General features: G+C 70.6%; 10 protein-coding genes. All 10 read left to right on the top strand.

Annotated features, from left to right (window positions below):
* The first annotated feature begins 6 nt into the window (after window positions 1–6).
* The 10 genes from HEP73_RS02150 to HEP73_RS02105 all read left to right on the top strand — a co-directional run bounded on the left by HEP73_RS02150 (window position 7) and on the right by HEP73_RS02105 (window position 22,016).
* Window positions 7–1,305 (top strand): DUF58 domain-containing protein, encoded by a 1,299-nt coding sequence (locus tag HEP73_RS02150; RefSeq protein ID WP_185821942.1) that lies wholly within the window; start codon window positions 7–9, stop codon window positions 1,303–1,305.
* A gap of 622 nt (window positions 1,306–1,927) precedes the next feature.
* Window positions 1,928–3,538, top strand: coding sequence for a ShlB/FhaC/HecB family hemolysin secretion/activation protein (locus tag HEP73_RS02145; protein ID WP_255423640.1), 1,611 nt, complete (start codon window positions 1,928–1,930; stop codon window positions 3,536–3,538).
* Window positions 3,539–3,569: 31 nt separating this feature from the next.
* Window positions 3,570–4,220: a hypothetical protein gene (locus HEP73_RS02140; RefSeq protein ID WP_185821941.1), complete on the top strand. Its 651-nt coding sequence runs from the start codon at window positions 3,570–3,572 to the stop codon at window positions 4,218–4,220.
* 57 nt (window positions 4,221–4,277) lie between these two features.
* The gene (locus HEP73_RS02135) at window positions 4,278–6,053 is read left to right on the top strand and encodes a DUF2341 domain-containing protein (protein ID WP_185821940.1); all 1,776 of its coding nucleotides are present in this window, start codon (window positions 4,278–4,280) and stop codon (window positions 6,051–6,053) included.
* A gap of 4 nt (window positions 6,054–6,057) precedes the next feature.
* Window positions 6,058–6,462: an ExbD/TolR family protein gene (locus HEP73_RS02130; RefSeq protein ID WP_185814983.1), complete on the top strand. Its 405-nt coding sequence runs from the start codon at window positions 6,058–6,060 to the stop codon at window positions 6,460–6,462.
* Between the two features lie 9 nt (window positions 6,463–6,471).
* Window positions 6,472–7,143 carry a TonB family protein gene (locus HEP73_RS02125; protein ID WP_185821939.1) on the top strand — a complete coding sequence of 224 codons (672 nt, stop codon included), beginning with the start codon at window positions 6,472–6,474 and terminating at the stop codon, window positions 7,141–7,143.
* Between the two features lie 28 nt (window positions 7,144–7,171).
* Entirely contained in the window at window positions 7,172–8,881 is a 1,710-nt protein-coding gene (locus HEP73_RS02120) for a putative porin (RefSeq protein ID WP_185821938.1), read from the top strand.
* Window positions 8,882–8,883: 2 nt separating this feature from the next.
* Entirely contained in the window at window positions 8,884–9,564 is a 681-nt protein-coding gene (locus HEP73_RS02115) for a hypothetical protein (protein ID WP_185821937.1), read from the top strand.
* Window positions 9,561–9,923 (top strand): hypothetical protein, encoded by a 363-nt coding sequence (locus tag HEP73_RS02110; RefSeq protein ID WP_185821936.1) that lies wholly within the window; start codon window positions 9,561–9,563, stop codon window positions 9,921–9,923. Before HEP73_RS02115 ends, HEP73_RS02110 begins: the two co-directional genes overlap by 4 nt.
* 24 nt (window positions 9,924–9,947) lie before the next feature.
* On the top strand, window positions 9,948–22,016 hold the full coding sequence (locus HEP73_RS02105) for a filamentous haemagglutinin family protein (protein ID WP_185821935.1): 12,069 nt from the start codon (window positions 9,948–9,950) through the stop codon (window positions 22,014–22,016).
* Window positions 22,017–22,108: the final 92 nt, after the last annotated feature.

Below are 22,108 nucleotides of genomic sequence, written 5' to 3'. Positions count from 1 at the left end.
TCATCCATGAGACCCGCCCCGCCACTGCTCGCCCTGCTCGGCCTATGGGCGCTGTGCGGCCTGGCCACGGCGCTGGAGTTCCTGCCGCTGTGGCCATGGCAGGCGCTGGGCGCGGCGATCGGCGTGGTCGCGGCGGTCGATGCGTGGCGGCTGTGGCGCAGCCCCACCCCGCAGTTGCGCCGCGAACTGCCGGAAGCCTTGCCGCTGGGCGTGGAGCGCGAGGCCGGGCTGCGCATCGACAGCGCGCAGCGGCAGACGCTGGACGTGTTCGATCTGGTGCCTAGCGGCTGGTGGATGCAAGGCCTGCCGCGGCGCGTGACCCTGCGCGCGGCCAGCGAGACCCATCTCACCTACCGGCTGCGTCCGACCGCGCGCGGCCGTTTCGAATTTCCCGGCACCCATCTGCGCCTGCATTCGGCCTGGCGCCTGTGGCGGCAGCGGCGCGTGGCCGGCGCGGCGCAGACCGTGCGCGTGTATCCGAACTTCGCGCCGCTGACCCGCTTCGCCCTGTTCAGTGCCGAACAGGCCTCGCGGCTGGTCGGCGCGCACCTGAAGCGGCGCCGCGGCGAAGGCACCGACTTCCACCAGATGCGCGAATACCGCGTCGGCGACAGCCTGCGCCAGATCGACTGGAAGGCCACCTCGCGCGCGCGCAAGCTGATCTCGCGCGAGTACCAGGACGAGAAGAACCAGCAGCTGCTGATGCTGATCGACACCGGGCGGCGGATGATGGCCAGCGAGAGCGGCCTGTCGCATTTCGACAACGTGCTCAATGCCGCGCTGGTGGTGTCGTACCTGGCGCTGCGCCAAGGCGATGCGGTGGGCCTGATGGCCAGCGGCGGCGACGCGCGCTGGGTCGCGCCGCAGCGCGGGATGGCCACGGTCGATGCGCTGCTGCGCGCCAGCTACGACCTGCAGCCGCAGGCGGTGGCCACCGATTATCTGGCGGCGGCGACCGAACTGTCGCTGCGCCAGCGCCGTCGCTCGTTGGTGATGCTGATCAGCAACGTGCGCGACGAAGACATCGAAGACCTGCTCGCCGCGGTGCGACTGCTGCAGCGCCGGCATCTGGTCTGCGTGGCCAGCTTGCGCGAGCACGCGCTGGACCAGGCGCTGAGCCAGGACGTGCACGACCTGCAGCAGGCGGTGCAGGCCGGCGCGGTGGCGCGCTATCTGCAGCAACGCGGCGACGCCCACGACGCACTGCGCAGCCACGGCGTGATGGTGCTCGACGTCACCGGCGAGGAACTGCCGGGCGCGCTGGTGGAACGCTATCTCGCGGTCAAACGCGACGGGTTGTTGTAGCGGCAGCGCGCAGCTCGCGGAACAGCGTTGCCGGCGAAACGGCGCGCGCATCGCTGCAGCGTCCGCGCACGCAAGCGACTCCCAGATGCCAGGACGGCGTTCATTCGCAGCGTTGCAGCAACCTGTCCAGTTCGGATGCCGAAACGCCGGACGGCGCCTTCTCCTTTATCAAGTTGTAGCAGGCCACGGCCGATAAGCTGGCGGCCAAGCGCTGCGCCGCGACGCCCGGCCACCGGCGAGAAGCAGCCGGGCTGCGCTGGTGAACGTTACCTCGCATTTAGCGAGACCGATCTCTGTCGTCGCGCGACCGCGACACGGACGATCTCGTAGACAAGTCGCGACGGTGCCGCTGCGTTGCTGCGTGCGCGTCTGAGCGCGTCATCGCGCGGTAATCCCGCGCTTCGCTATACGCCGCCTGTCGCTAGCCGCGAATGATGTTGCTGCACTGCGAATTCATATTTCAGTGCTCGGCACGTTTTTGCCGTCTATGGCAAAAACCTTACACGCGCCGTCACAAAAGCGTTCGCGAATAGTCATTTAGCGCTCCTATGGTCCTCGCCGCATTGCAGCGGTCTTCATAGCGGCATCGCGCCGCGCGCCGAAGTTCAGGGGATATTTTCAGATGGAGTTGCGAATCTTCGCAGCGCTCGGCATGGCCGTGTGCGGCGTGCCGTGCGCCTTCGCCGCAGACGCGCCGACCGCGCGTTTCGACGTAATGGCCTACCAGGTCGTCGGCAACAGCGAATTGAGCGCAACGGAGATCGAGCGCGCGGTGTATCCGTTTCTCGGCCCGCAGCGCAGCGAGGCCGATGTGGAAGCGGCGCGCGCCGCGTTGCAGACGCTGTACGCGGGCAAGGGCCTGGCCACGGTGGCGGTGAGCATCCCCGAGCAGGACGCGGGCAACGGCCTGGTCACCCTGCAGGTGAGCGAGCAGCGCATCGGCCGCCTGCGGGTGAACGGCGCCGCGTATTTTTCTCCCGATGCGGTCGAGCGCGGCGCGCCGTCGTTGAAAGAGGGCGGCGTGCCCAACTTCAACGATGTGCAGCGCGACATCGTCGCACTCAATCAGTTACCCGATCGGCGGGTGACGCCGGACATCAAGCCCGGCGTCGGGCCGAACACCCTGGACGTCGACCTGAACGTGGACGACAACCTGCCACTGCACGGTTCGCTGGAACTCAACAACCGCAGCAGCGCCAACACCACCGACCTACGCCTGAATGCCACCGTGCGCTACGACAACCTGTGGCAGCGCGGCCACAGTTTCAGCCTGTCGATGCAGACGGCCCCGCAGCGGACCTCCGATGCGAAGGTGTTCTCGGCCTCCTACATGGCGCGCATGGCGGATTCGCCCTGGTCGCTGCTCGCCTACGCGGTGCGCAGCGACAGCGACGTCGCGGTCATCGGTGATTTCAACGTGATCGGCAACGGCACCCTGGCCGGCGTGCGTGCGATCCGCACGCTTCCGGCGCGGGCCGGATTCTTCCACTCGCTGAGCCTGGGCGTGGACTACAAGGATTTCGAGGAAAAGTCGAATTTCGGCGCGAGCGTCGACTCCTCGCCGATCAAGTACTACCCGCTCAACTTCGCCTACAACGCGGATTGGACGGGCGCGCGCACCCACAGCAGCTTCGGCGCCACGTTCACGGCCAATCCCGGTGGACTCGGCTTCGGCGCCGATCGATGCGGCAATACCCAGTGCAATCCTTCCCAACCTGGAAGCTTCGACTACAAGCGCTACAACGCGCGCCCGAACTTCGCCCACCTGCGCCTGGAGGGATCGCATACGCGCACGCTGGGCGAGGATTTCCAGTTGTTCGGTCGCGCGCAAACCCAGCTGTCCGCCGAACCGCTGATCAGCAACGAGGAAATGAGCATCGGCGGCCTGGACACGGTGCGCGGCTACAAGGAAAGCCAGGCGCTCGGCGATTACGGGGTGACGGCGCAGCTGGAACTGCGTAGCCCCTCGTTCGCCGGATGGTTCGGTTCGTCCGCGCAGCAAGCGCGAGCGCGCGCCTTCGTCGACGGCGGCTATGTGCGCATCCACCAGCCGTTGCCCGAGCAGACCCCGAGCGAGACGCTGATCAGCGTCGGCATCGGTGCGACCGCGCAGGTCTTCGAACACATCAACGGATCGTTCGATATTGCCGCACCGCTGTCGCGGCCTGGCGGCGACAAGGCGCCGAAACAGGACGATGTCAACGTGCTGTTCCGGTTGTGGGGCGAGTTCTGAATCCGGCATCCATACCAACGAGATCCCAGCCATGAAGACATCGAAAATCCTCAGCCTGTTCGCGGCGACGCTGCTCGGCATCGGTTCGTGGCCCTGCTTCGCAAGCGATACCGTCACGGCCGCTGCCGAGATCGCGGCATTGCGGCAGGCGTACTGCGCGCAACAGAACGGCATCGACATCACCGAGCTGGGAAGGACGGAGATCGGCGGCGGTACGCGCGCAATGACGGTCTGCCTGATTCCGGAAGGGCCGCAGCAGCGGTCTGCCACGACGATGGCGGCCGGCTGCAGCCCCAATCCCCTCGCTTACGGCTGCGCGACGCTGCATCCGCCGACCGGGACCGCGACGGCTGCGAACGCCACCACGACATGCTCGGCGGATCTGTATGCAAGGCCTAGCAGCGGCCACCCGAGCGGATCGGTGAACGAGGGCACCTCGACCATCTTCTGCCGAGTCTACGGTTCGCCGACCGGCGCGGTGAGCGGCAGCGGTAGCTGGACGGGCGCGACCAGCCTGATCGTCGGCAATGAACCCTACGGCGCCACGGTCAGCATCAGCTTCGATTTCCTTATGGGCAGGCCGACCGCGGGCACCGCCATCGACTTCAAGTACCAGGGCCCGGGGAACCCGACGATCGGGATGCAGTACACCGGCGTGACCGGATCCATCAGCTCCAATTAATCCACCAATCATGACGAATGCGGACATGCATTCGGGTCGACCCCGGGAGAACGAAAGATGGCGATGTATGTTTTGCGCTTCATGCTGGCGGCCGCCGTGCTGCTGTCGGCGCTCCCTGCGTCGGCCGCGACATGGTGGGACGGCAAGTGGAACTATCGGGCCAAGCTCACCGTGGACACCACGTCCACCGGTGCGGCGCTGAGCCAGCCGTCCGGGCGCACCCAGGTGCTGGTGCGCCTGCATGCGGGCAACTTCAATTTCGCCGATGCCAAGGCCGACGGCAGCGACGTGCGTTTCGTCGCCGGCGACGACCGCACGCCGCTGAAGTACCACTTCGAGAAGTACGACGGTCTGGTCGACCAGGTGGCGCTGGCCTGGGTCGATCTGCCCGACCTGCCGGCCAACGCGAGCACGCCGCTGTACGTCTACTTCGGCAACCCCGAGGCCAGCGGCGGCAGCGACGCCAAGGGCAGCTACGACGCCGACACCGTGGCGGTCTATCACTTCGCCAGCGCGCAAGCCGCCGGCGCCGACAGCACCGCCTACGGCAACAACGCCGCCACGACACCGGCCCTGGCCGACACCGCGCTGATCGGCGCCGGCCTGCGCCTGGACGGCCGCGCGCCGGTGACGGTGCCGGCCTCGGCCTCGTTGAACTGGCCGGCGGCGCAGCCGGCGACCGTGTCGCTGTGGGCCAAGCCGGCCAGCGCAAATGCCTCGGGCGTGCTGCTGGCGCTGCCCGGCGTGCTCACCCTGCGCCTGGACGAAGGCCGCGTGCTGGCCGAGTTCGGCGCGACCGCGCAGATCGCCGCCACCACCGCGCTGCCGGCCGATGCCTGGGCGCATGTGGCGCTGCGCAGCGACGGCAAGACCGCGACCCTGTTCGTCAACGGCCAGCCCGCCGGCGAGACCGCGGTGGCCTTGCCGGCCAGCAGTGGCGGCCTGTTGCTCGGCGGCGAACCCGGCGCGGCACGGCCGAACTTCATCGGCTTGCTCGACGAGGTCGAAGTGTCCAAGAACGCGCGCGCGATCGGCGCGATCGAAGCGGCGGCGCGCAGCCAGGGCGTGGATGCGCGGCTGCTGCGTTTCGATCCGGTCGAACAGCATTCCGGCGATGGCGGCCACAACTACTTCGGCATCCTGATCGCCGCGCTGACCCCGGATGCGTGGGCGGTGATCGGGATCCTGGGGGTGATGGCGCTGATCAGCTGGTGGGTGATGGTGCGCAAGGGCCTGTACCTCAACGCCACCGCCGGCGCCAACGCGCGCTTCCTCACCGCCTACCGCCAGCAGGTGACTGCGCATCCGCTGCACGCGCCGCACTGGCAGCAACTCGGCACGGCCGCCGGCGTGCGCTCCAACCTGGCGCGGCTGCTGCAGGTCGGCCAGCAGGAGCTGCGCGAACGCCTGCAGGCCAGCGGGACCAACGTGGTGCGTCCGCAGTCGATTGCCGCGATCCGCTCGGCGCTGGACGCGGCCGCAGTGCGCGAAGGCCAGCGCATCCACAAGAGCATGGTGTTGCTGACCATCGCCATTTCCGGCGGCCCGTTCCTGGGCCTGCTCGGCACCGTGGTCGGGGTCATGATCACCTTCGCCGCGGTGGCCGCGGCCGGCGACGTCAACATCAACGCGATCGCCCCCGGCATCGCCGCCGCGCTGCTGGCCACGGTGGCCGGCCTGGCCGTCGCGATCCCGGCGCTGTTCGGCTACAACTACCTGCTGAGCCAGGCCGAAGCGGTCTCGGCGGACATGCAGGTGTTCGTCGACGAACTGGAAAAGCGCATCGCCGAAGACTATGCCGGCGACGCGCCGGTCCGCGTGGGCGGAGGCTGAGCCGATGAAGGTCCAAGGCAAGAAGCCCTACGACGACATCAACATCACGCCGATGCTGGACCTGGCGTACGTGCTGCTGGTGATCTTCATCATCATGACCACCGCCGCGGTGCAGGGCATCAAGGTGGAATTGCCCAAGGCCAGCGCGGCCAAGCCACTGTCCGAGCCCAAGACCAAGGTCATCGCGATCGACAACAACGGCCAGGTCAGCCTGGACGCGGTGCCGGTGAGCATGAGCGAACTGGAACAGCAGCTGCGCAACGCGCTGGCCAGCGATGCCGAATTGCCGGTGATGCTGCGCGGCGATCGCACCGTGCAATACGAGAAGGTGATGGCGGTACTGGACCTGTGCAGCCGGCTCGGCATCGCCTCGATCGGTCTGGCCACGCAACGCCCGGCGGCCGGCTGAGTGGACGCGATGGATACGCTGCAGTACACCGAGCCGCCGCGACGCTGGCTGAAAGTCGGCACCGCGTTGCTGGCGCTGCTGCTGCTCGGCTGGCTGGTCTCCACGCTGCTGCGCCCGCAGCAGGCGACACCGGCACGCGCGCAACCGCCGCGCATCACCCAGGTGATGCTGCCGCCCCCGCCGCCTCCGCCGCCGCCCAAACCCGATCCGCAGCCGCCCAAGCCGCAGGAACGCCCGCAGCCCTTGCAGGCCGCCGAGCCGACGCCGCAACCGAAACCGGACGCCGAGCCGACCCCGCCGGGCGACCCGCTGACCGCGCCGGCCGGCCCCGGCGACAACGCCTTCGGCCTGCAGGCCGGCGACGGCGGCGGCACCCGCATCGGCGGCAAGGGCGGCGGCGGCAGTCCGTTCGGCAGCTATGCGGCCAGCGTGCAGCGCGCGGTGCAGCAGCTGCTGCAGCGCGACGAACGCACCCGCAAGGGCCGCTACAGCGCCACCGTGGCGCTGTGGCTGAACCCGGACGGCAGCATCGGCCGCCTGCAGATCCTCACCTCGGCCGGCAAGCCGGAACTGGACGCGGCGATCGTGCGCGCGCTGCAGGACCAGCCGCTGCCGCAACCGCCGCCCGCCTCCCTTCCCCAACCCATCCAGTTGCGCATCGGCGCCCTGGCGCCGGGCTGACGCCGCGTTTCGCATCAAGGACTCCCGCATGACCACTTCGTCTCCTCTCCACCGTCCGTCCCGGCTGCGCCTGGCGCTGCTGGCATTGCTGCTGGCGCCGGCCGCGGCCATGGCCCAGTCCGCCGCGCCCGCGATCGATCCGGCGCAGATCAACCCGCAGGTCACGCTGCGCTTGATCGACCTGCTGGTCGCCAAGGGCGTGATGACCCGCGCCCAGGCCGATGACCTGATCCGCGAGGCTTCCGCCACCGCGGCGCCAGCGCCCGCACCGGCACTGGCCGGCGCCGCGGCGTACAAGACCCAGCCCGGCGCGGTGGTGGTGCCGTACGTGCCCGAGCCGGTGCGCCAGCAGATCAAGGACGAGCTGCGCGCCGAAGTCACCGCGCAGGCCAAATCCGAAGGCTGGGCCGCGCCCGGCGCGCTGCCGGAATGGACCCAGCGCGTGCGCGTGTACGGCGACCTGCGCGTGCGCGGCGAAGGCGTGTTCAACGCCGACGACAACTACGCGGCCTTCCCCAACTTCGGCGCCATCAACGCCGGCTCCGGCTTCGATACGGTGGGCAGCAATAACGCCCCGTTCCTCAACACCACGCAGAACCGCAGCCGCATGCGCGTGCGTGCGCGGCTCGGGGTGAGCGCGCAGATCGCCGACTGGGTGCAGGCCGACCTGCGCCTGGCCACCGGCAGCGACCGCAGCCCGGTGTCCACCAACCAGACCCTGGGCGGCAACGGCAACCTGTCCAAGTATTCGCTGTGGCTGGACCGCGCCGCGCTGCAGCTCACGCCACTCGACGGGTTGGCCCTGTCGTTCGGCCGCTTCGCCAATCCGTTCTGGAGCAGCGAACTGGTGTTCGACAACGATCTCAACTTCGACGGCGTGGCCGCGCGCTACGACCTGGCCGACGCCGACGCCGAGTTCGCGCCGTGGATCAGCGCCGGCCTGTTCCCGGTCTACAACACCGAGTTCGATTTCGGCTCCACCAGCACCAGCAAGACCCGCAGCCGCGACAAGTGGATGTACGGCGCGCAATTGGGCGCGCAGTGGCGCTTCGCCGACGCCATGGCGCTGCGCGTGGGCCTGGGCTACTTCCAGTACGACCAGTTCGAGGGCAAGCGTTCGTCGCCGTGCCTGGCGCCGACCTCGGCCGACAGTTGCGACACCGACGGTTCGCGGCCGCAGTTCCAGCAGTTCGGCAACACCTTGGTCGCGCTGCGCGACATCGTCGCCGATCCCGCCAACCCCAACGGCCCGCAACTGCAGTACTACGGCTATGCCAGCAAGTTCGGCGTGGCCGACCTGCACGCGCAGCTGCAGTTGGACCAGTTCGCCCCGGTCGCGGTGCTGGTCGAGGCCGACGTGGTCAAGAACACCCGCTACAACGCCGCACGCGTGCGCTCGCTCGGCCCGGTCAACAACCTCGGCGACCAGGGCGTGTTCGATGGCGGCGACATGGGTTACTACCTCAACTTCACCGTCGGCCAGCCCAAGCCGGTCAAGCCCGGCGACTGGAACGTCAGCATCGGCTACAAGTACCTGGAATCGGACGCGGTGCCGGACGGCTTCACCGATTCGGATTTCCACCTGGGCGGCACCAATGCGCGCGGGCTGATCGTCGGCGGCAACTATGCGCTGGCGCGCAACACCTGGGTCGGCCTGCGCTGGCTCAGCGCCAACGAGATCTCCGGCGCGCCGTTCGCGGTGGACCTGCTGCAGCTCGACCTCGGCACGGAGTTCTGAGCATGCGCCGCCTTCCCTCCCATCTGGCCTGCGGCATGCTCGTGACGGCATTGCTTGCCGCCGCCCCGCTGCACGCCCAGGACAGCACCGAGACGCGATTGCGCGAAGCGCTGCGCGAGACCAGCACGCGCTTGCGCAAGGCCGAAGCGGACCTGGTGCAGCAGCAGTTGGCCACCGCCGCCGCCGAACGCGAGCGCGATGCGCTGCGCGCGGCACCAATGCCGGCGCCGCGGGTAGCAAGCGCCGACCCAGGTCGCGAGGCCGCGTTGCAGCGGCAACTGCAACAGGCGCAGCGCGAACGCGACGCGGCACTGACGCAACAGCGCGAACAGCAACAGGCGCAGGCCAGGACCGCGCAGGCCGCCGCGCAGCAGGCGCAGACGCAGGCGACGCTGGATGCGGAACTGCAGCACCAGCGCGCGCGGATGGCGCAGTGCGCCACCGGCAGCGAGGCCCTGTACGCCACCGCGCGCGAACTGGCCGCGCTGTACCGCGATCCGGCGTTCGTGCGCTTCGTGCGTAGCCACGGCCGCGAGCTGTTCGGCATGGCCAGGGTGACCCGCGAGAACCGCGTGCGCACCCTGGAAGACCGCCTGGCCGAGCAGCACGCGCAGACCCAGGCCTGCGCCGGCGCCACCGCGGCTACGGCGACGGCCACGGCGACGCAGGACAGCGTGCAATGAAGCGCCGCGGCGCCGCGCTGGCATCGCTCGCGCTGGCCGCGCTGGCCGCGCTGGCACTGCACGCGCACGCCGCGCCGGCCACAGCCGCGGCGACTGCGCCATGCGTGCAGGTGCGGATCGGCGAGGACGTCGCCGGCCACCTGGACTGCCTCAACCAGACGCTGCGCGCCGCGGCCGCCAGCGCCCGCCCCGGCGCCTCGCCGCTGGTCACCGCCGCGACCACGCTGGATCCGCTGCAGCGCGGGCAACCCACGCCGGCCGCGCTGCGCCAGCGCTACGGCGATGCCTATGGCCGCTCGCTGGTTCCGCAGCGGCCGCAGCCGCACTACCTCCCTACTCCGTTCGCTCCGGCGCGCTGACGCGCCGCCACCGAGATCGCCGCCATGCCCCGCAACCGTCGCCGCCGCCGCAACCGCCTCCGCCGTCCCCTTCGCCTGCTGGTGCTGAGCCTGGCGATCTCGGCCGCCCTGGTCGGTCGCAGCCAGGCGCAGAGCAGCCCGTTCGTGCGCCGTGGCGCCGACCCGGGCGCGCAGGCCGCGGCCGCCGCGCAGCAGCAGGGCCTGCAATCGGCGGCGGCGAGCAAGCTGGCGCAGACCTCGCTGCAGGCGTTCCAGCGCGCCGCGCAGGCGCGCCAGGCCCTGGACGCGACCCAGGCCGCCGCGCGCGCCGCGGCGCAGGCAGCGCAAGCCGGCATGGTCCCCGATGGCTTGGGCAAGGGCGGCCTGCAACTGCCCGACGGCGCAGTCATCGATCCGGGCGCGGTGCGCAGCGACGACCCGCGCCTGGGCCAGCGCAACGTCTGGCTGGGCGCGCGTGCGCCGACCCAGCAGACGGTCGGCGGCGACACCCAGGTCACCATCCAGCAGACCCAGAAGAAGGCGATCCTCAACTGGGAGACGTTCAACGTCGGCAGCCGCACCCTAGTGCAGTTCGACCAGTCGGCCGGCGGCAGCGACGCGGCGCAGTGGATCGCGCTGAACCGGGTCAACGACCCGAGCGCGGCGCCAAGCAGGATCCTGGGCCGCATCCAGGCGCCCGGCCAGGTCTACCTGCTCAACCGCAACGGCGTGCTGTTCGGCGGCGCCAGCCAGGTCAACGTGCATTCGCTGCTGGTGTCGTCGCTGGATCTGTTCGACGCCAACCGCGCGCTCAGCGACCAGACCTTCCTCGCCCGCGGCCTGTTCGGCAGCACCGGGCAGAGCGGCACGGTGCTGACCGGCCTGGACAGCATGGCCGCCGGGCAGACCCCGGGCGACATCCAGATCGACAGCGGCGCGCGCATCGCCAGCGGCAGCCAGGGCTACACCCTGATCGCCGCGCCGAACGTCGGCAACGCCGGTACCGTGACCGCGCAGGACGGGCAGGCGATGCTGGCGGCGGTGTTGGGCCTGCGACAGTCGCGGGAATTGCAGCAGCTGCTGGGGACCAGCGGCGACAACGTCCTGCCGCTGGGCTTCAGCGGCTTCTTCTCGCCGACCGGCAGCGACCGCTCCGGGGTCGGCACGCTAGACAACAGCGGCATCGTCGCGGCCACCCGCGGCAACGCGACCCTGGCCGGCTACAGCGTGCAGCAGCGCGGCCTGGTCCAGGCCAGCACCAGCATCAGCCGCCCGGGCAGCGTCATGCTGCTGGCGATCAACCAGGAAAGCAACTACGGCGGCGATGCGCTGTCCAGCTACAGGGGCGGCGCACTGGAACTGGCGCCCGGCTCGGTGACCACCACGCTGCCCGAGCACGATGGCGAGACCACCACCTCCAGCAGCGCTGCCGACCTGTCCTTCCTCGGCCCGACGATGGTCCTGGCCGGCGCCCAGGTGCAGTTGCGCGAGCAGTCGCTCACCTTCGCCCCGGGCGGCACCGTGAACCTGATCGGCCTGGGCAGCGAGACCACCCGGCTGCAGGGTCGCACCCCGCTCAACAACCGGCTGATGATCGACAGCGGCGCACAGCTCGACGTGTCCGGCATCGCCGACGTGCAACAGGCGATGCGCAGCAACCTGATCCAGATTCCGCGCGTGGGCCAGAACGAACTGGCCGACGCGCCGCTGCAACGCGACGGCGCGCTGTTCCGCCAGTCGCTGCAATTCGATCGCCGCGCCAGCGGCGTGCGCGCCGATGGCCAGGCCTGGGTCGGCAGCCCGCTGCTCAACGCGCAGGGCTACGTCGACCAGGTGCCGCGCACCATCGACGAGATGCTGCTCGACGGCGGCACCATCAACATCGGCGCGCGCGACCTGGTGATCGCGCCCGGCGCGCAGGTGAACATGGACGGCGGCTACGTGCACATGCTCGGCGGCATGGTCGAAACGCCGCGCCTGCTCGGTGCCGACGGCCGCCTGTACGACCTGGCCAGCGCCGACCCGTCCATGCGCTACCTGGGCGTGGCCGGCACGCAGACCGTCGCGCACACGCGCTGGGGCGTGAGCGAACAGTTCGCCAACCCGCTGCTGGGCAGCCGCCGCTACTACGAGAGCGACTATCTGCAAGGCGGCGACGCCGGTGCGTTGAATATCGAACTTGGACGCCAGGCCAACGGCAACGGACCGGAACCAGGCGTGGCACTGCTCGCTGGCGACCTGTCCGCGCAGGCGCTGGCCGGGCGCTACCAACTTACGAGGGATACTTCGCCGCAGGGCGGAACGCTGCGCATCAATAGCGATATCGGCTTGTACAGCGCGACGATCGGCCTGTCGGACGGCATCAGCCGCGATCAACGCAACTGGCGCATAACGGATGACGCCGCGGGGCTGCCGCAGGGACTTGCGCTTGGGACGCGCGCGGCCGAACTGCCAGGCAGCTCAGTCGCGGCGCAGGACCAAGACAATCCACTCTTCTGGTCGCAGCTGTCCACGCGGATGATCAATGGCAGTGGTTTGCAGATGCTGACGATCGGCAATGCGCCGTTGATCGAGGTCGCGGCCGGCGCGACGTTGCAGCTCGCCGACAGTGGCTCGCTTTCGCTGCAAGCGCAACGCCTGCAGATCGACGGCGCGCTGGTCACGCACGCCGGGAAGATCGCGCTTCAGAGCAGCGGCGGCTTCGCTTACGTAGATGATCCAAGGCAGATCAACGACACGCGACGGTCGCTCGGCCACGGCGACCTGCTGCTGGGCGCCGGCGCGCGACTTGACGTGAGCGGCCGCTGGATCAACGACGACCGCCGCTTCGGCGCCGAAGCGCAGGGCAGCGCCTTCGTCGACGGCGGCAGCATCGCCCTCGACGCGCTGCAGGTCAGGCTGACCGACGCGACGACCGGACAGAACAGCGACCAGAGCGCATCGCTGCTGATCGCAACCGGCGCCGTACTCGACGCATCCAGCGGTGGCTACGTCGATGCCGACGGCGCGCTGGCCATGCACGATGGGCGGCCGCTAGGCCATGGCGGCGACATTGCGTTGCATACCTACGTGCGCCCGGCCAATCAGGATTCCGCTTCACCCACCTACACCGCCAACGCCCCGGTCGCCGATGGCGCCGGGCTGCTGCAGTTCGACCCGGCCAGCCTGCGCGCCGACAACTTCGCCGGCGGCGGCACGCTGAGCCTGCGCGCCTTTGGCGTGCAGATCGGCGGCAGCGCACCGAGCGATGCGCGCGTGCTACACCTGGATGCCGGCTTCTTCGCCGACAACAGCTTCGGCAGCTACGACCTGGCCGCCGAGCAGGACGCCACACTCGTCGCCGGCACCCAACTGCGGGTGAGCCAGCGCAATCTGCTCCCGAACCTGCAGGCGCTGCGCGGCGCCGCCAGCGGCAGCGACGTGGTCAGCGGTGCGGCGCAGGCCGGCGGCAATGGCTACGCCACGCTCGGCCGGCTGGATCCGTTCTATCGCCCCGCCACCGATTTCGCGCTGCGCGGCGGCGACTTCCTCGGCCGCGTCGCTGGCAATCCCAGCCTGAGCGGCGCCAGCGGCCGCGTGCTGCTCGACGAAGGCGCGCAGCTGCTGCTGGATCCGGGCGCCAACGTGCGCATCGGCGCGCGTGGCCAGGTCGAGGTGCTGGGCAGCATCCAGGCGCACGGCGGCAGCATCGCCATCTCCGGCGACACCTCGCGCGACTCGGGCCTGTCCGCGGCGCCCGACGTGGACCGCGGCCCGGCGTATGCGGCACCGGGCAAGGCGCTGTGGCTGGGCGCCAACAGCCGCCTGGACGTCTCCGGCATCGCCCTGCTCGATCCGCAGGCCGCGCTGCAGCCCAGCGCCAACGGCCTGGTGCGGCCGCGCAGCGGGCGCGTGCTCGACGGCGGCCACATCACCCTCAGCAACGACAGCGGCGCGATCGTGGTCGCCGCCGGCGCGCAGCTGGACCTGTCCGGCACCACCGCGGTGCTGGACCTGCCCACCGGCAACCCCATCATCGGCGGCGGCGACACGCTGCAGGCGCAGAGCGTGGGCAGCGCCGGCGGGCGCCTGGACCTGGCCGCCAGCACCGGCCTGTACTTCGACGGCAGCATCCACGCCGGCGGCGGCAGCACGCAGGACCGCGGCGGCACCCTGGCCTTGCTGCCGCTGAAACTGGTCGACGGCAGCAATCAGGTGCTGCCCGGCCCCAGCGGCGTGATCTTCACCCAGCACGACAGCCGCCTGCCGCAGGGCGCGCAGCCCGGCGCCCCGTTGCCGAACGCCAGCGCCACGCCCGGCCCGCTGTACTTCGCCGCCGATCGCCTGGACGACAGCGGCATCGATACGCTGTTGGTCGGCGACCAGTCGCCGACCAACACGTTGCGCCCGCAGGTGGCGGTCGGCTTCGCCGGCGACGTCAACCTGTCGCTGTCGCGCGCGCTGGTGTTCAACGCGCCGCGCTATGCGCTGCTGGCGAGCGATGCGACCGGTTTCGGCAAGCTAGCCGACAGCGGCCAGGTCAGCCTGAGCGCCGCCTACGTCGGCCTCAACGGCTGGCAGTCGCCGAACAGCCCGGCCGCGGTGCTGGCCGAACCGCGGGCGCCCGGCGCGACCACGCTGACGGTGAACGCCGCGCAGATCGATCTCGGCGGCCAGTTCGCGCTGGACGGGGTCGGCGAGGCACTCCTGTCCAGCAGCGGCGCAGTGCGTTTCCACACGCCCGCCGCCTATGCCTACCTGCTCGACGCCAACGGCATCGCCACGCCGCGCGCCGGCGAACTGCTGACCGCCGGCAATCTGACCTTCAGCGCCGCGCAGTTGTATCCGGCCAGCGGCGAAACCTTCCTGGTACGCGCGCTCGGCGCGCTCGGCAGCGACGGCAGCCGCGCCGAGACCAGCATCCGCATCCAGGCCCAGGGCGACACGCCGGCGCTGCCGCTGTCGGCCGGCGGCACGCTGGCGCTGGATGCCACCCGCATCGCCCAGGACGGACGCCTGCGCGCGCCGAGCGGGCGGCTGCTGCTCGGGGTCGGCGCGCTCGACGACGCGGCCACACGCGCGGTGTTCGGCACTCGCACGTTGACGCCAACGCTGGAGGTCAGCCTCGGCGCCGGCAGCCTCACCTCGGTGTCGCTGGAAGGCACCACCTTGCCGTACGGCAGTACCGTGGACGGTTCACAGTGGCGCTACGACGGCAGCGCGCAAGGCAGCAGCACCGCGCTGAGCGCGCCGCCGCAGAAGCAGATCCGGCTGGACGCCGACAGCGTCGCGCTGGCGCCCGGCGCGCGCGTGGACCTGTCCGGCGGCGGCGACCTGCAGGCCAGCGAGTGGGTACCCGGCACCGGCGGCAGCCGTGACCTGCTGTCCTCGACCAACACCAGCTATGCCAGCGGCAACGCCACCCAGGTGCCGCTGTACGCGGACGGTCGCACGGTCTACGCGATCGTGCCCGGGGCGCAGACCCCGGTCGCCGCCAGCGACGCGGCGTTCGAACAGAAGGGCGACACGCCCGCGCTCGGCAGCGCCGTGCATCTGAGCGGCGTGCCCGGCCTGGCGGATGGCGACTACACGCTGCTGCCGGCCAAGTACGCCACCCTGCCCGGCGCCTACCGGGTGGTCGCGCGCAGCGGCAGCACCGACGCCACCGCCGCGCAGAATATGGTCGCGGTCGACGGCACCGCGGTGGTCGCCGGTTATCTGGTCGATACCCTGAGCGGCACCCGCAGCGCGCGCAGCCAGCTGTTCGAAGTGCAGTCGGCGGCGACCTGGGGCCAGTACTCGGAATACACCCGCACCGGCGCCAACGCGTTCTTCGCCGCGCAGGCGGCCGGCGCCGGCAACGCGACGCCGCAGCTGCCGCGCGACGGCGGCCAGCTGATCCTGGCGGCGGGCGAGGCATTGCGCCTGGGCGCCAGCCTGTCCACCGCCGCGGCCAGCGGCGGCAACGCCGCGCAGATCGATATCACTGCGCGCGCGCTGCAGGTGCTCGGCACCGGCCAGAGCGCCGCGGCCGGCTACGTCGGCGTGGAGGCGAGCGCGCTCAACGCGATGAACGCCGGCAGCCTGCTGCTCGGCGGCACCCGCGAGCAGAGCGCCGACGGCACGCGCCTGCATGTGACCTCCCAACAACTGCGAATCAGCAACGACGCCGGCAGCGCGCTGCAAGCGCCGGAACTGCTGTTGGCGACCGCCGCCAGCGACGCTGCCGACGGCGGCCTGCGCGTGGACGCCGGCAGCGTGTTGCGCGCGCAGGGCGGCAGCGGCGATCGCGCGGCCACGACGCTGCTGATCGGCGAGGACGGCGGCAGCAGCGGCGACGGCACGCTGGTGCGCCTGTCCAGCCTCGGCGCGGCCACGATCGAACGGGCGAACGTGCCCGAGGCGGCGCAGGCGCGCGCACGGCTGCAGATCGGCGCGGGCGCGCTGCTCGACGGCGGCGCGGCACTGAGCCTGGATTCCACCGGCGACAGCGCGATCGATGCCGGCGCGCTGCTGCGCGGCCAGCGCATCGACGCCAGCGCCGGCCACGTGCGGCTGGACGCGCAGGCGGCCAGCGGCGATGCCGACGGCCTGGTGCTGGGCGCCGGCAGCCTGGCGCAGTTCGCGCAGGCGAAACAGGTCAACCTGCACAGCTACGGCGACATGGACTTCGCCGGCGGCCTGGACCTGCGGGTGAGCAATGCGCTCACGCTCAGTGCCGGCCGCTTCGTCGGCGACGGCCGCGACGTCAGCCTGAGCGCCGATCAGCTGACCCTGTCCAACCAGGGCGCCAGCGCGGCACCGGCCGACACCGTGGCCGGCGGGGGCCTGCTGCACCTGCAGGGACGCGAAGTCGCCTTCGCCGGCGGCGACAAGCAGTTGACCGGGTTCGGCGCGGTCGCGGTGGATGCGGCGCAGACGCTGTACGTGCGCGACCGCGGCCAGTTCGATTTCGGCACGCGCGACGTGGACCTGCGCACCCCGCTGCTGCTGGCCGACGCCGGCGCCGACCAGACCCTGCGCACCGGCGGCGCGCTGCGCCTGCAAGGCAGCGGCGGCAGCGTCAACGCGGCGCAACCGCTGGGCGGGCGGGTGACGCTGGTCGGCGGGAGCATCGACAGCAACGGGCTGATCCGCGCCAATTCCGGCGGCATCGTCCTGCGCAGCAGCGACGGCGCGGTGCGCCTGCGCGATGGCGCCACGCTGGATGCGTCCGGCGTGGCCAGCACGTTCTTCGACACCACCAAGCCGACCCAAGGCGGCACGGTCACGCTGCAGGCCACGGCCGGCGACGTGCTCGCCGATGCCACCACCCGCATCGACGTGTCGGCCGTGGGCAGCGCCGACGCCGGCAGCGTCAACCTGTCGGCAACGCAAGGCAAGGTGACCCTGCCCGGCAGCCTCGACGGCCACGCCGCGCAGGGCCGCGGCGGCCGCTTCCTGCTCGATTCGGGCAGCGCGATCGCCCTGGATTCGCTGGCCGCGCAGCTGGCCGGCGGCGGCTTCGACGGTGCCATCGACGTGCATGCGCGCAGCGGCAACCTGCTGCTGTCGGCCGGCAACACGCTGCGTGCCGACGCGGTGACCCTGACCGCCGACGGCGGCGCCGATGCCATCGGCCGCGATGCGGCGAACGGAAACATCGGCATCGCCGGCAGCATCGATGCGTCCGGCACGCAGGGCGGCAGCATCGCGCTGTGGGGCCGTCACGGCGTGGCGATCGACGGCCAGCTGCTGGCCCGTGGCAGCGCCGCCGACAAGCGCGGCGGCACCATCACGCTGGGCAGCAGCGGCCGCGACGACGGCACCCTCAACACCGACTACGGCTACCAGAACGTGCAGGCCGGCGCGGCCGGCAGCATCGCACTCGGCGCCGGCGCGGTGCTGGATGTCTCCGGCGGCAGCGCCGGCGGACTGTCCGGCGGCAACGTCGAGATCCGCACGCCGCTGCTCGCCGACGGCGAGGTCAACGTGACCGTGGCCAACGGCGCCAGCGTGCGCGGCGCGCGCGAAGTGGGCCTGGAAGCCTACGCGGTGTGGAGCACCACCGACGCCAGCACCGATCCGGTCAAACACTTCGACGGCATCGTCGATCCGGCCGGCTGGTACGACGCGCAGGGCGCGCTGCTGGCCGGCAGCTGGACGGACCTGGCCGGCAACGCGGTGGCGGCGCCGACTACGCCGGCGCAGGTCGCCGATTACCTCAGCCGCTACGCATTCACCCCGGACAGCGCCAACGCCGCGCATCGCCAATTCTACGGCTATGCCGACGATGCAGCGGGCACGCCCGGCACGCTGATGGGCTTCGTGCAACGTCCCGGCTTCGCGTTCGAAGCGCGCCTGGCCAACCTGCCCAACCTGCGCGCGCGCCCCGGCATCGAGCTGCGCAATCCGGATCCGGCCATCAACGGCGGCGAGATCCGGGTGATGAGCAACTGGAATCTCGGCTCGGGCGCCAACCGCGACCAACTGGACTTCCGCTACAACGGCAACGCGCCGGTGCTGACCCTGCGCGCCGAGGGCGGCGTGACCATCAAGGCCAGCCTCAGCGATGGGTTTTATCAGGTACGCAATCCGTTCGGCGGCGGCGGCCCGCAGGGCACCTATGCCGGCGCGGCAAACGCTTACCAGCTCCTGCTCCAGGACGCCTACAACAATGCCTTCGTCAACGTCGATGGCCTGATCCCGGCACCGCCGGCCAGCCTGGGCGGCGACCAGGACCAGATCGCGCAGTACTACGGCCAATACCTGCAGCTGCTGGACATGCTGCAGAAACCGCAGGATGAATTGACATCGGGCGGCCTGCTGCCGCCTTACAACACCCTGCTCAATGCCTTCATCGTCAACTATTCGCCGGATTCCGGGTTTCCCATACAGGACTATGCTGGCCAACCCGCCGCGCCTGCAGCGCCCTCCTCGCCGGCCGACTACACGCAGTACGTGAGCAACTACCAACGCTACGTTCTCGACCTATATGCGTTCTACAACGCCTCGGGCGAGTACCCATTGCCGACGTTGACGCTGCCCTCGCTGCCGGTGCTCGGCCCGCTGCTGCCGGCCGCCACCCATAACACGCCGTCGCTGCAAGCCAACGCCAGCAATCCGCTGCCGCTCGCCACCACCAGCCTGATCGGCGGCGACAGCAGCCGCTACCGCATCGTCGCCGGCGCCGATTTCGCCGGCATCCGCCCCGACGCGCTGCGCGCCGACAGCGACGCCGACGTGGTGCTCGACGGCCACCAGCGTTACCAGGAAAGCGGCAAGAAGGACGTACTGCTGCCGACCGTGGTGCGCACCGGCACCGGCAGCATCCAGATCGCTGCCGCGCGCGACCTGCATTTCGCCGACGCCGACGCGCCGGCCAGCATCTACAGCGCCGGCCAGCCCGCCGCCGGCAGCGATGCAGACAGCGACATCCGCATCGTGCGCGGCGACGACGCCAGCCACAGCGCCGACCAGGTGGTCAGCGCGCAGGCCAATGCCGAAGCCGCCGGCGACCTGCTGCTGCAGGCCGGGCGCGACATCCTCGGCAACCGCCAGGTGTTCGATCGCGACGGCAGCCGCACCGGCGTGGCCGGCAACTACGTCGGCCAGTACTGGTGGCCGTGGCTGCAGGTCGGCAATCCGGTCGGCGCCGATGGCGTCACCCCCAGCGCCGGGCTGATCAACTACGGCGGCTTCGCCCAGGGCGTGCTCAGCAGCGGCGGCGACGTTGCGGTGCAGGCCGGGCGCGACATTCGCGAATTGTCGGTGTCGCTGCCGACCAGCTACCGGCTGACCGCGCAGGGCCGCCAGACCTATGGCGGCGGCGACCTGCAAGTGGAAGCCGGACGCGACGTGCTCGGCGGCGACTATTTCGTCGCGCACGGACAAGGCAGCTTGAACGCCGGCGGCAACCTGGGCAGCGCGTTCACGCTGAGCGGCCAGGGTTACGACGCATCGGGGACACTGCTGCAGGTGAGCAGCGCGGTCGATCCAGTGTTCGCGCTGCAGGACGGGCAATGGACGATCCATGCCGGCGGCGACGCGTCGCTCGGCGCCATCGTCAATCCCGGCTACGTGCTGTCCTCCGGCGGCGTCGCCGCATTGATGAGCGACAGCACCCGCGCTACCACCGACTACGGCAGCGCCTCGGCAATCGCCATCGACACGTTGAACGGCGATATCCGCCTGGGCACGCTCAAGTTGCCGGCGGCGCTGTTCGGCAACGGCGCGCGCGATGCGAGCCGCGGCAACGACAGTCTCATTTTGAACGACGGCGTGTTCGACAACGTGCTGCCGGCCCGGGTGGAAGCGGTCGCCCACGCCGGCAACCTGCAGTTCGAGACCGGCGGCCGCCTGTATCCGTCGGCACAAGGGCAGCTCGAGGCGATGGCGCAGGGCGACATCCGTCTGTTCAACGACTCCCTGGTTACCGCCAAGAGCAAGCTGCAACTGGCGATGCTGGACGAAACCGGCAACTACGACGGCAACGACAACTCCGCCGGCAGCGGCGCGCAACTCGGCCTGCATCGGGACGATGCGCAACCCGTGCGCATCTACAGCCGCGACGGCGACGTGGCGAGCGGTTATGCAGCCGGCGGCTTCACGCTCAATCCGCTGACCCTGCAATTGCCGAAACCGGCGGACATCCGTGCCGGACGCGACATCGTCAATCTGGATCTGAGAGCGCAGAACTATCTGGCCTCGGACGTTACCCGGGTGCTGGCCGGACGCGACATCACCTACACCTCGATCGTGGGGGGGCCACGTGGCGACCAAGCCGTTCGCTGGGGCTGGATGTCACTCGCCGGCCCAGGGACGTTCGAGATCGAGGCCGGACGCAATCTCGGCCCGCTGACCTCGGCCGAAGAAGCCATGAAGGGCCTCGGCGTTCAGCTTATCGATCGCAACGCGGGCGGCATCCGCACTACTTCCGGTGCCGACCTAGTGGTGCGCTACGGCGTGGCCAACGGCGAGGACGCCGACGCGCTGGCCGCGCTGTATCTGGATCCAGGCAGCCAGCAGAACACCGACACGTATCAGCGCTGGCTGCTCGACTTCATGCGCCAACATGCTCAGGATGCGTCTGCACCGGCCTCGACGCCGCTCGCGCAGCAAGCCGCGACCGAGCAGGACAAGCCGACGCCCGCCGAGGCCTGGCGCCAGTTCGCCCAGCTGCCGAGCGCTACCCGGCGTCTGCTGAGCGAACGCGTCTTCCTCGATGTGCTCAAACAGGTCGGCGAGGGCTACGCGAATCCGGCCAGCCCGGACTTCCAAAAATACACGCGCGGCTATGCCGCGATCGAAGCACTGTTCCCGGCACGGCTGGGCTACACCCGCAACAATCTGGAAGGCGGCGCCAACGGCGCGGCGACCCGCAGCGTCACCGGCACCCTGGACATGCGCGGCTCCACCCTGCAGACCCAGGCCGGCGGCGACATCCGCATCCTCGGCCCGGGCGGCGGGCTGCAGGTCGGCAGCGTGCTGGCGCCGCCGGTGGTGACCGATGCGCAGGGCAACGTGCTGATCGGTCCGGCGCAGCAAGGCATCCTGGCGGTGGGGCAAGGCGACATCGGCGTGTTCACCGACGCCAGCGTGCTGCTGGCGCAGAGCCGCATCTTCACCCAGCGCGGCGGCGACCTGCTGTTGTGGAGTTCCAACGGCGACATCAACGCCGGCAAGGGCAGCAAGACCAGCGCCGAGCGCGCACGTGCGCGCTACCTGTGCGACCAGGACCAGTACTGCGTGCTCGATGCCAGCGGCCAGGTCAGCGGTGCGGGCATCGCCACGCTGCAGGCGAATCCGACCGATCCGCGCGGCAACGCGGTACTGGTCGCCCCGCGCGGCACCGTCGATGCCGGCGATGCCGGCATCCGCGCCAGCGGCAACCTGATCGTGGCCGCGCAGTTCGTCGCCAATGCCGACAACATCCAGGTGCAGGGCGATGCGGTCGGGGTCGGCACCGCACGCAACGTCGACGGTGGCGCGTTGAGCGCCGCCTCCAACGCCGCGGCAGCGGTGACCGATGCGGTCGGCGACTTGGCGACGCGCGGCACCTCCACGCCACGCGAAGCGCCGTCGGTGATCACCGTGCAGGTGGTCGGGTTCGGCGACTGCAAGGTGGACGATCCGCGCTGCCAGCCTGGTCCATGACAGTGCGGCGACAGGGGCCGCGGCGGCGTTCAGGCGTCGTCGCGACAAGTAGAAACTGGAGCATTTTGTAGACGCCAATTCGCGCTTCTGAA

The organism is Xanthomonas sp. GW (assembly GCF_014236815.1).
Lineage (GTDB): Bacteria > Pseudomonadota > Gammaproteobacteria > Xanthomonadales > Xanthomonadaceae > Xanthomonas_A.
The sequence above is the reverse complement of the archived record's forward strand: the minus strand, read 5'-3'. Positions and strand labels throughout refer to the sequence as shown.

Coding starts and splice junctions, on each gene's coding strand:
- HEP73_RS02150 (WP_185821942.1), top strand. CDS start 7: ATGAGACCCGCCCCGCCACTGCTCGCCCTGCTCGGCCTATGGGCGCTG.
- HEP73_RS02145 (WP_255423640.1), top strand. CDS start 1,928: ATGGAGTTGCGAATCTTCGCAGCGCTCGGCATGGCCGTGTGCGGCGTG.
- HEP73_RS02140 (WP_185821941.1), top strand. CDS start 3,570: ATGAAGACATCGAAAATCCTCAGCCTGTTCGCGGCGACGCTGCTCGGC.
- HEP73_RS02135 (WP_185821940.1), top strand. CDS start 4,278: ATGGCGATGTATGTTTTGCGCTTCATGCTGGCGGCCGCCGTGCTGCTG.
- HEP73_RS02130 (WP_185814983.1), top strand. CDS start 6,058: ATGAAGGTCCAAGGCAAGAAGCCCTACGACGACATCAACATCACGCCG.
- HEP73_RS02125 (WP_185821939.1), top strand. CDS start 6,472: ATGGATACGCTGCAGTACACCGAGCCGCCGCGACGCTGGCTGAAAGTC.
- HEP73_RS02120 (WP_185821938.1), top strand. CDS start 7,172: ATGACCACTTCGTCTCCTCTCCACCGTCCGTCCCGGCTGCGCCTGGCG.
- HEP73_RS02115 (WP_185821937.1), top strand. CDS start 8,884: ATGCGCCGCCTTCCCTCCCATCTGGCCTGCGGCATGCTCGTGACGGCA.
- HEP73_RS02110 (WP_185821936.1), top strand. CDS start 9,561: ATGAAGCGCCGCGGCGCCGCGCTGGCATCGCTCGCGCTGGCCGCGCTG.
- HEP73_RS02105 (WP_185821935.1), top strand. CDS start 9,948: ATGCCCCGCAACCGTCGCCGCCGCCGCAACCGCCTCCGCCGTCCCCTT.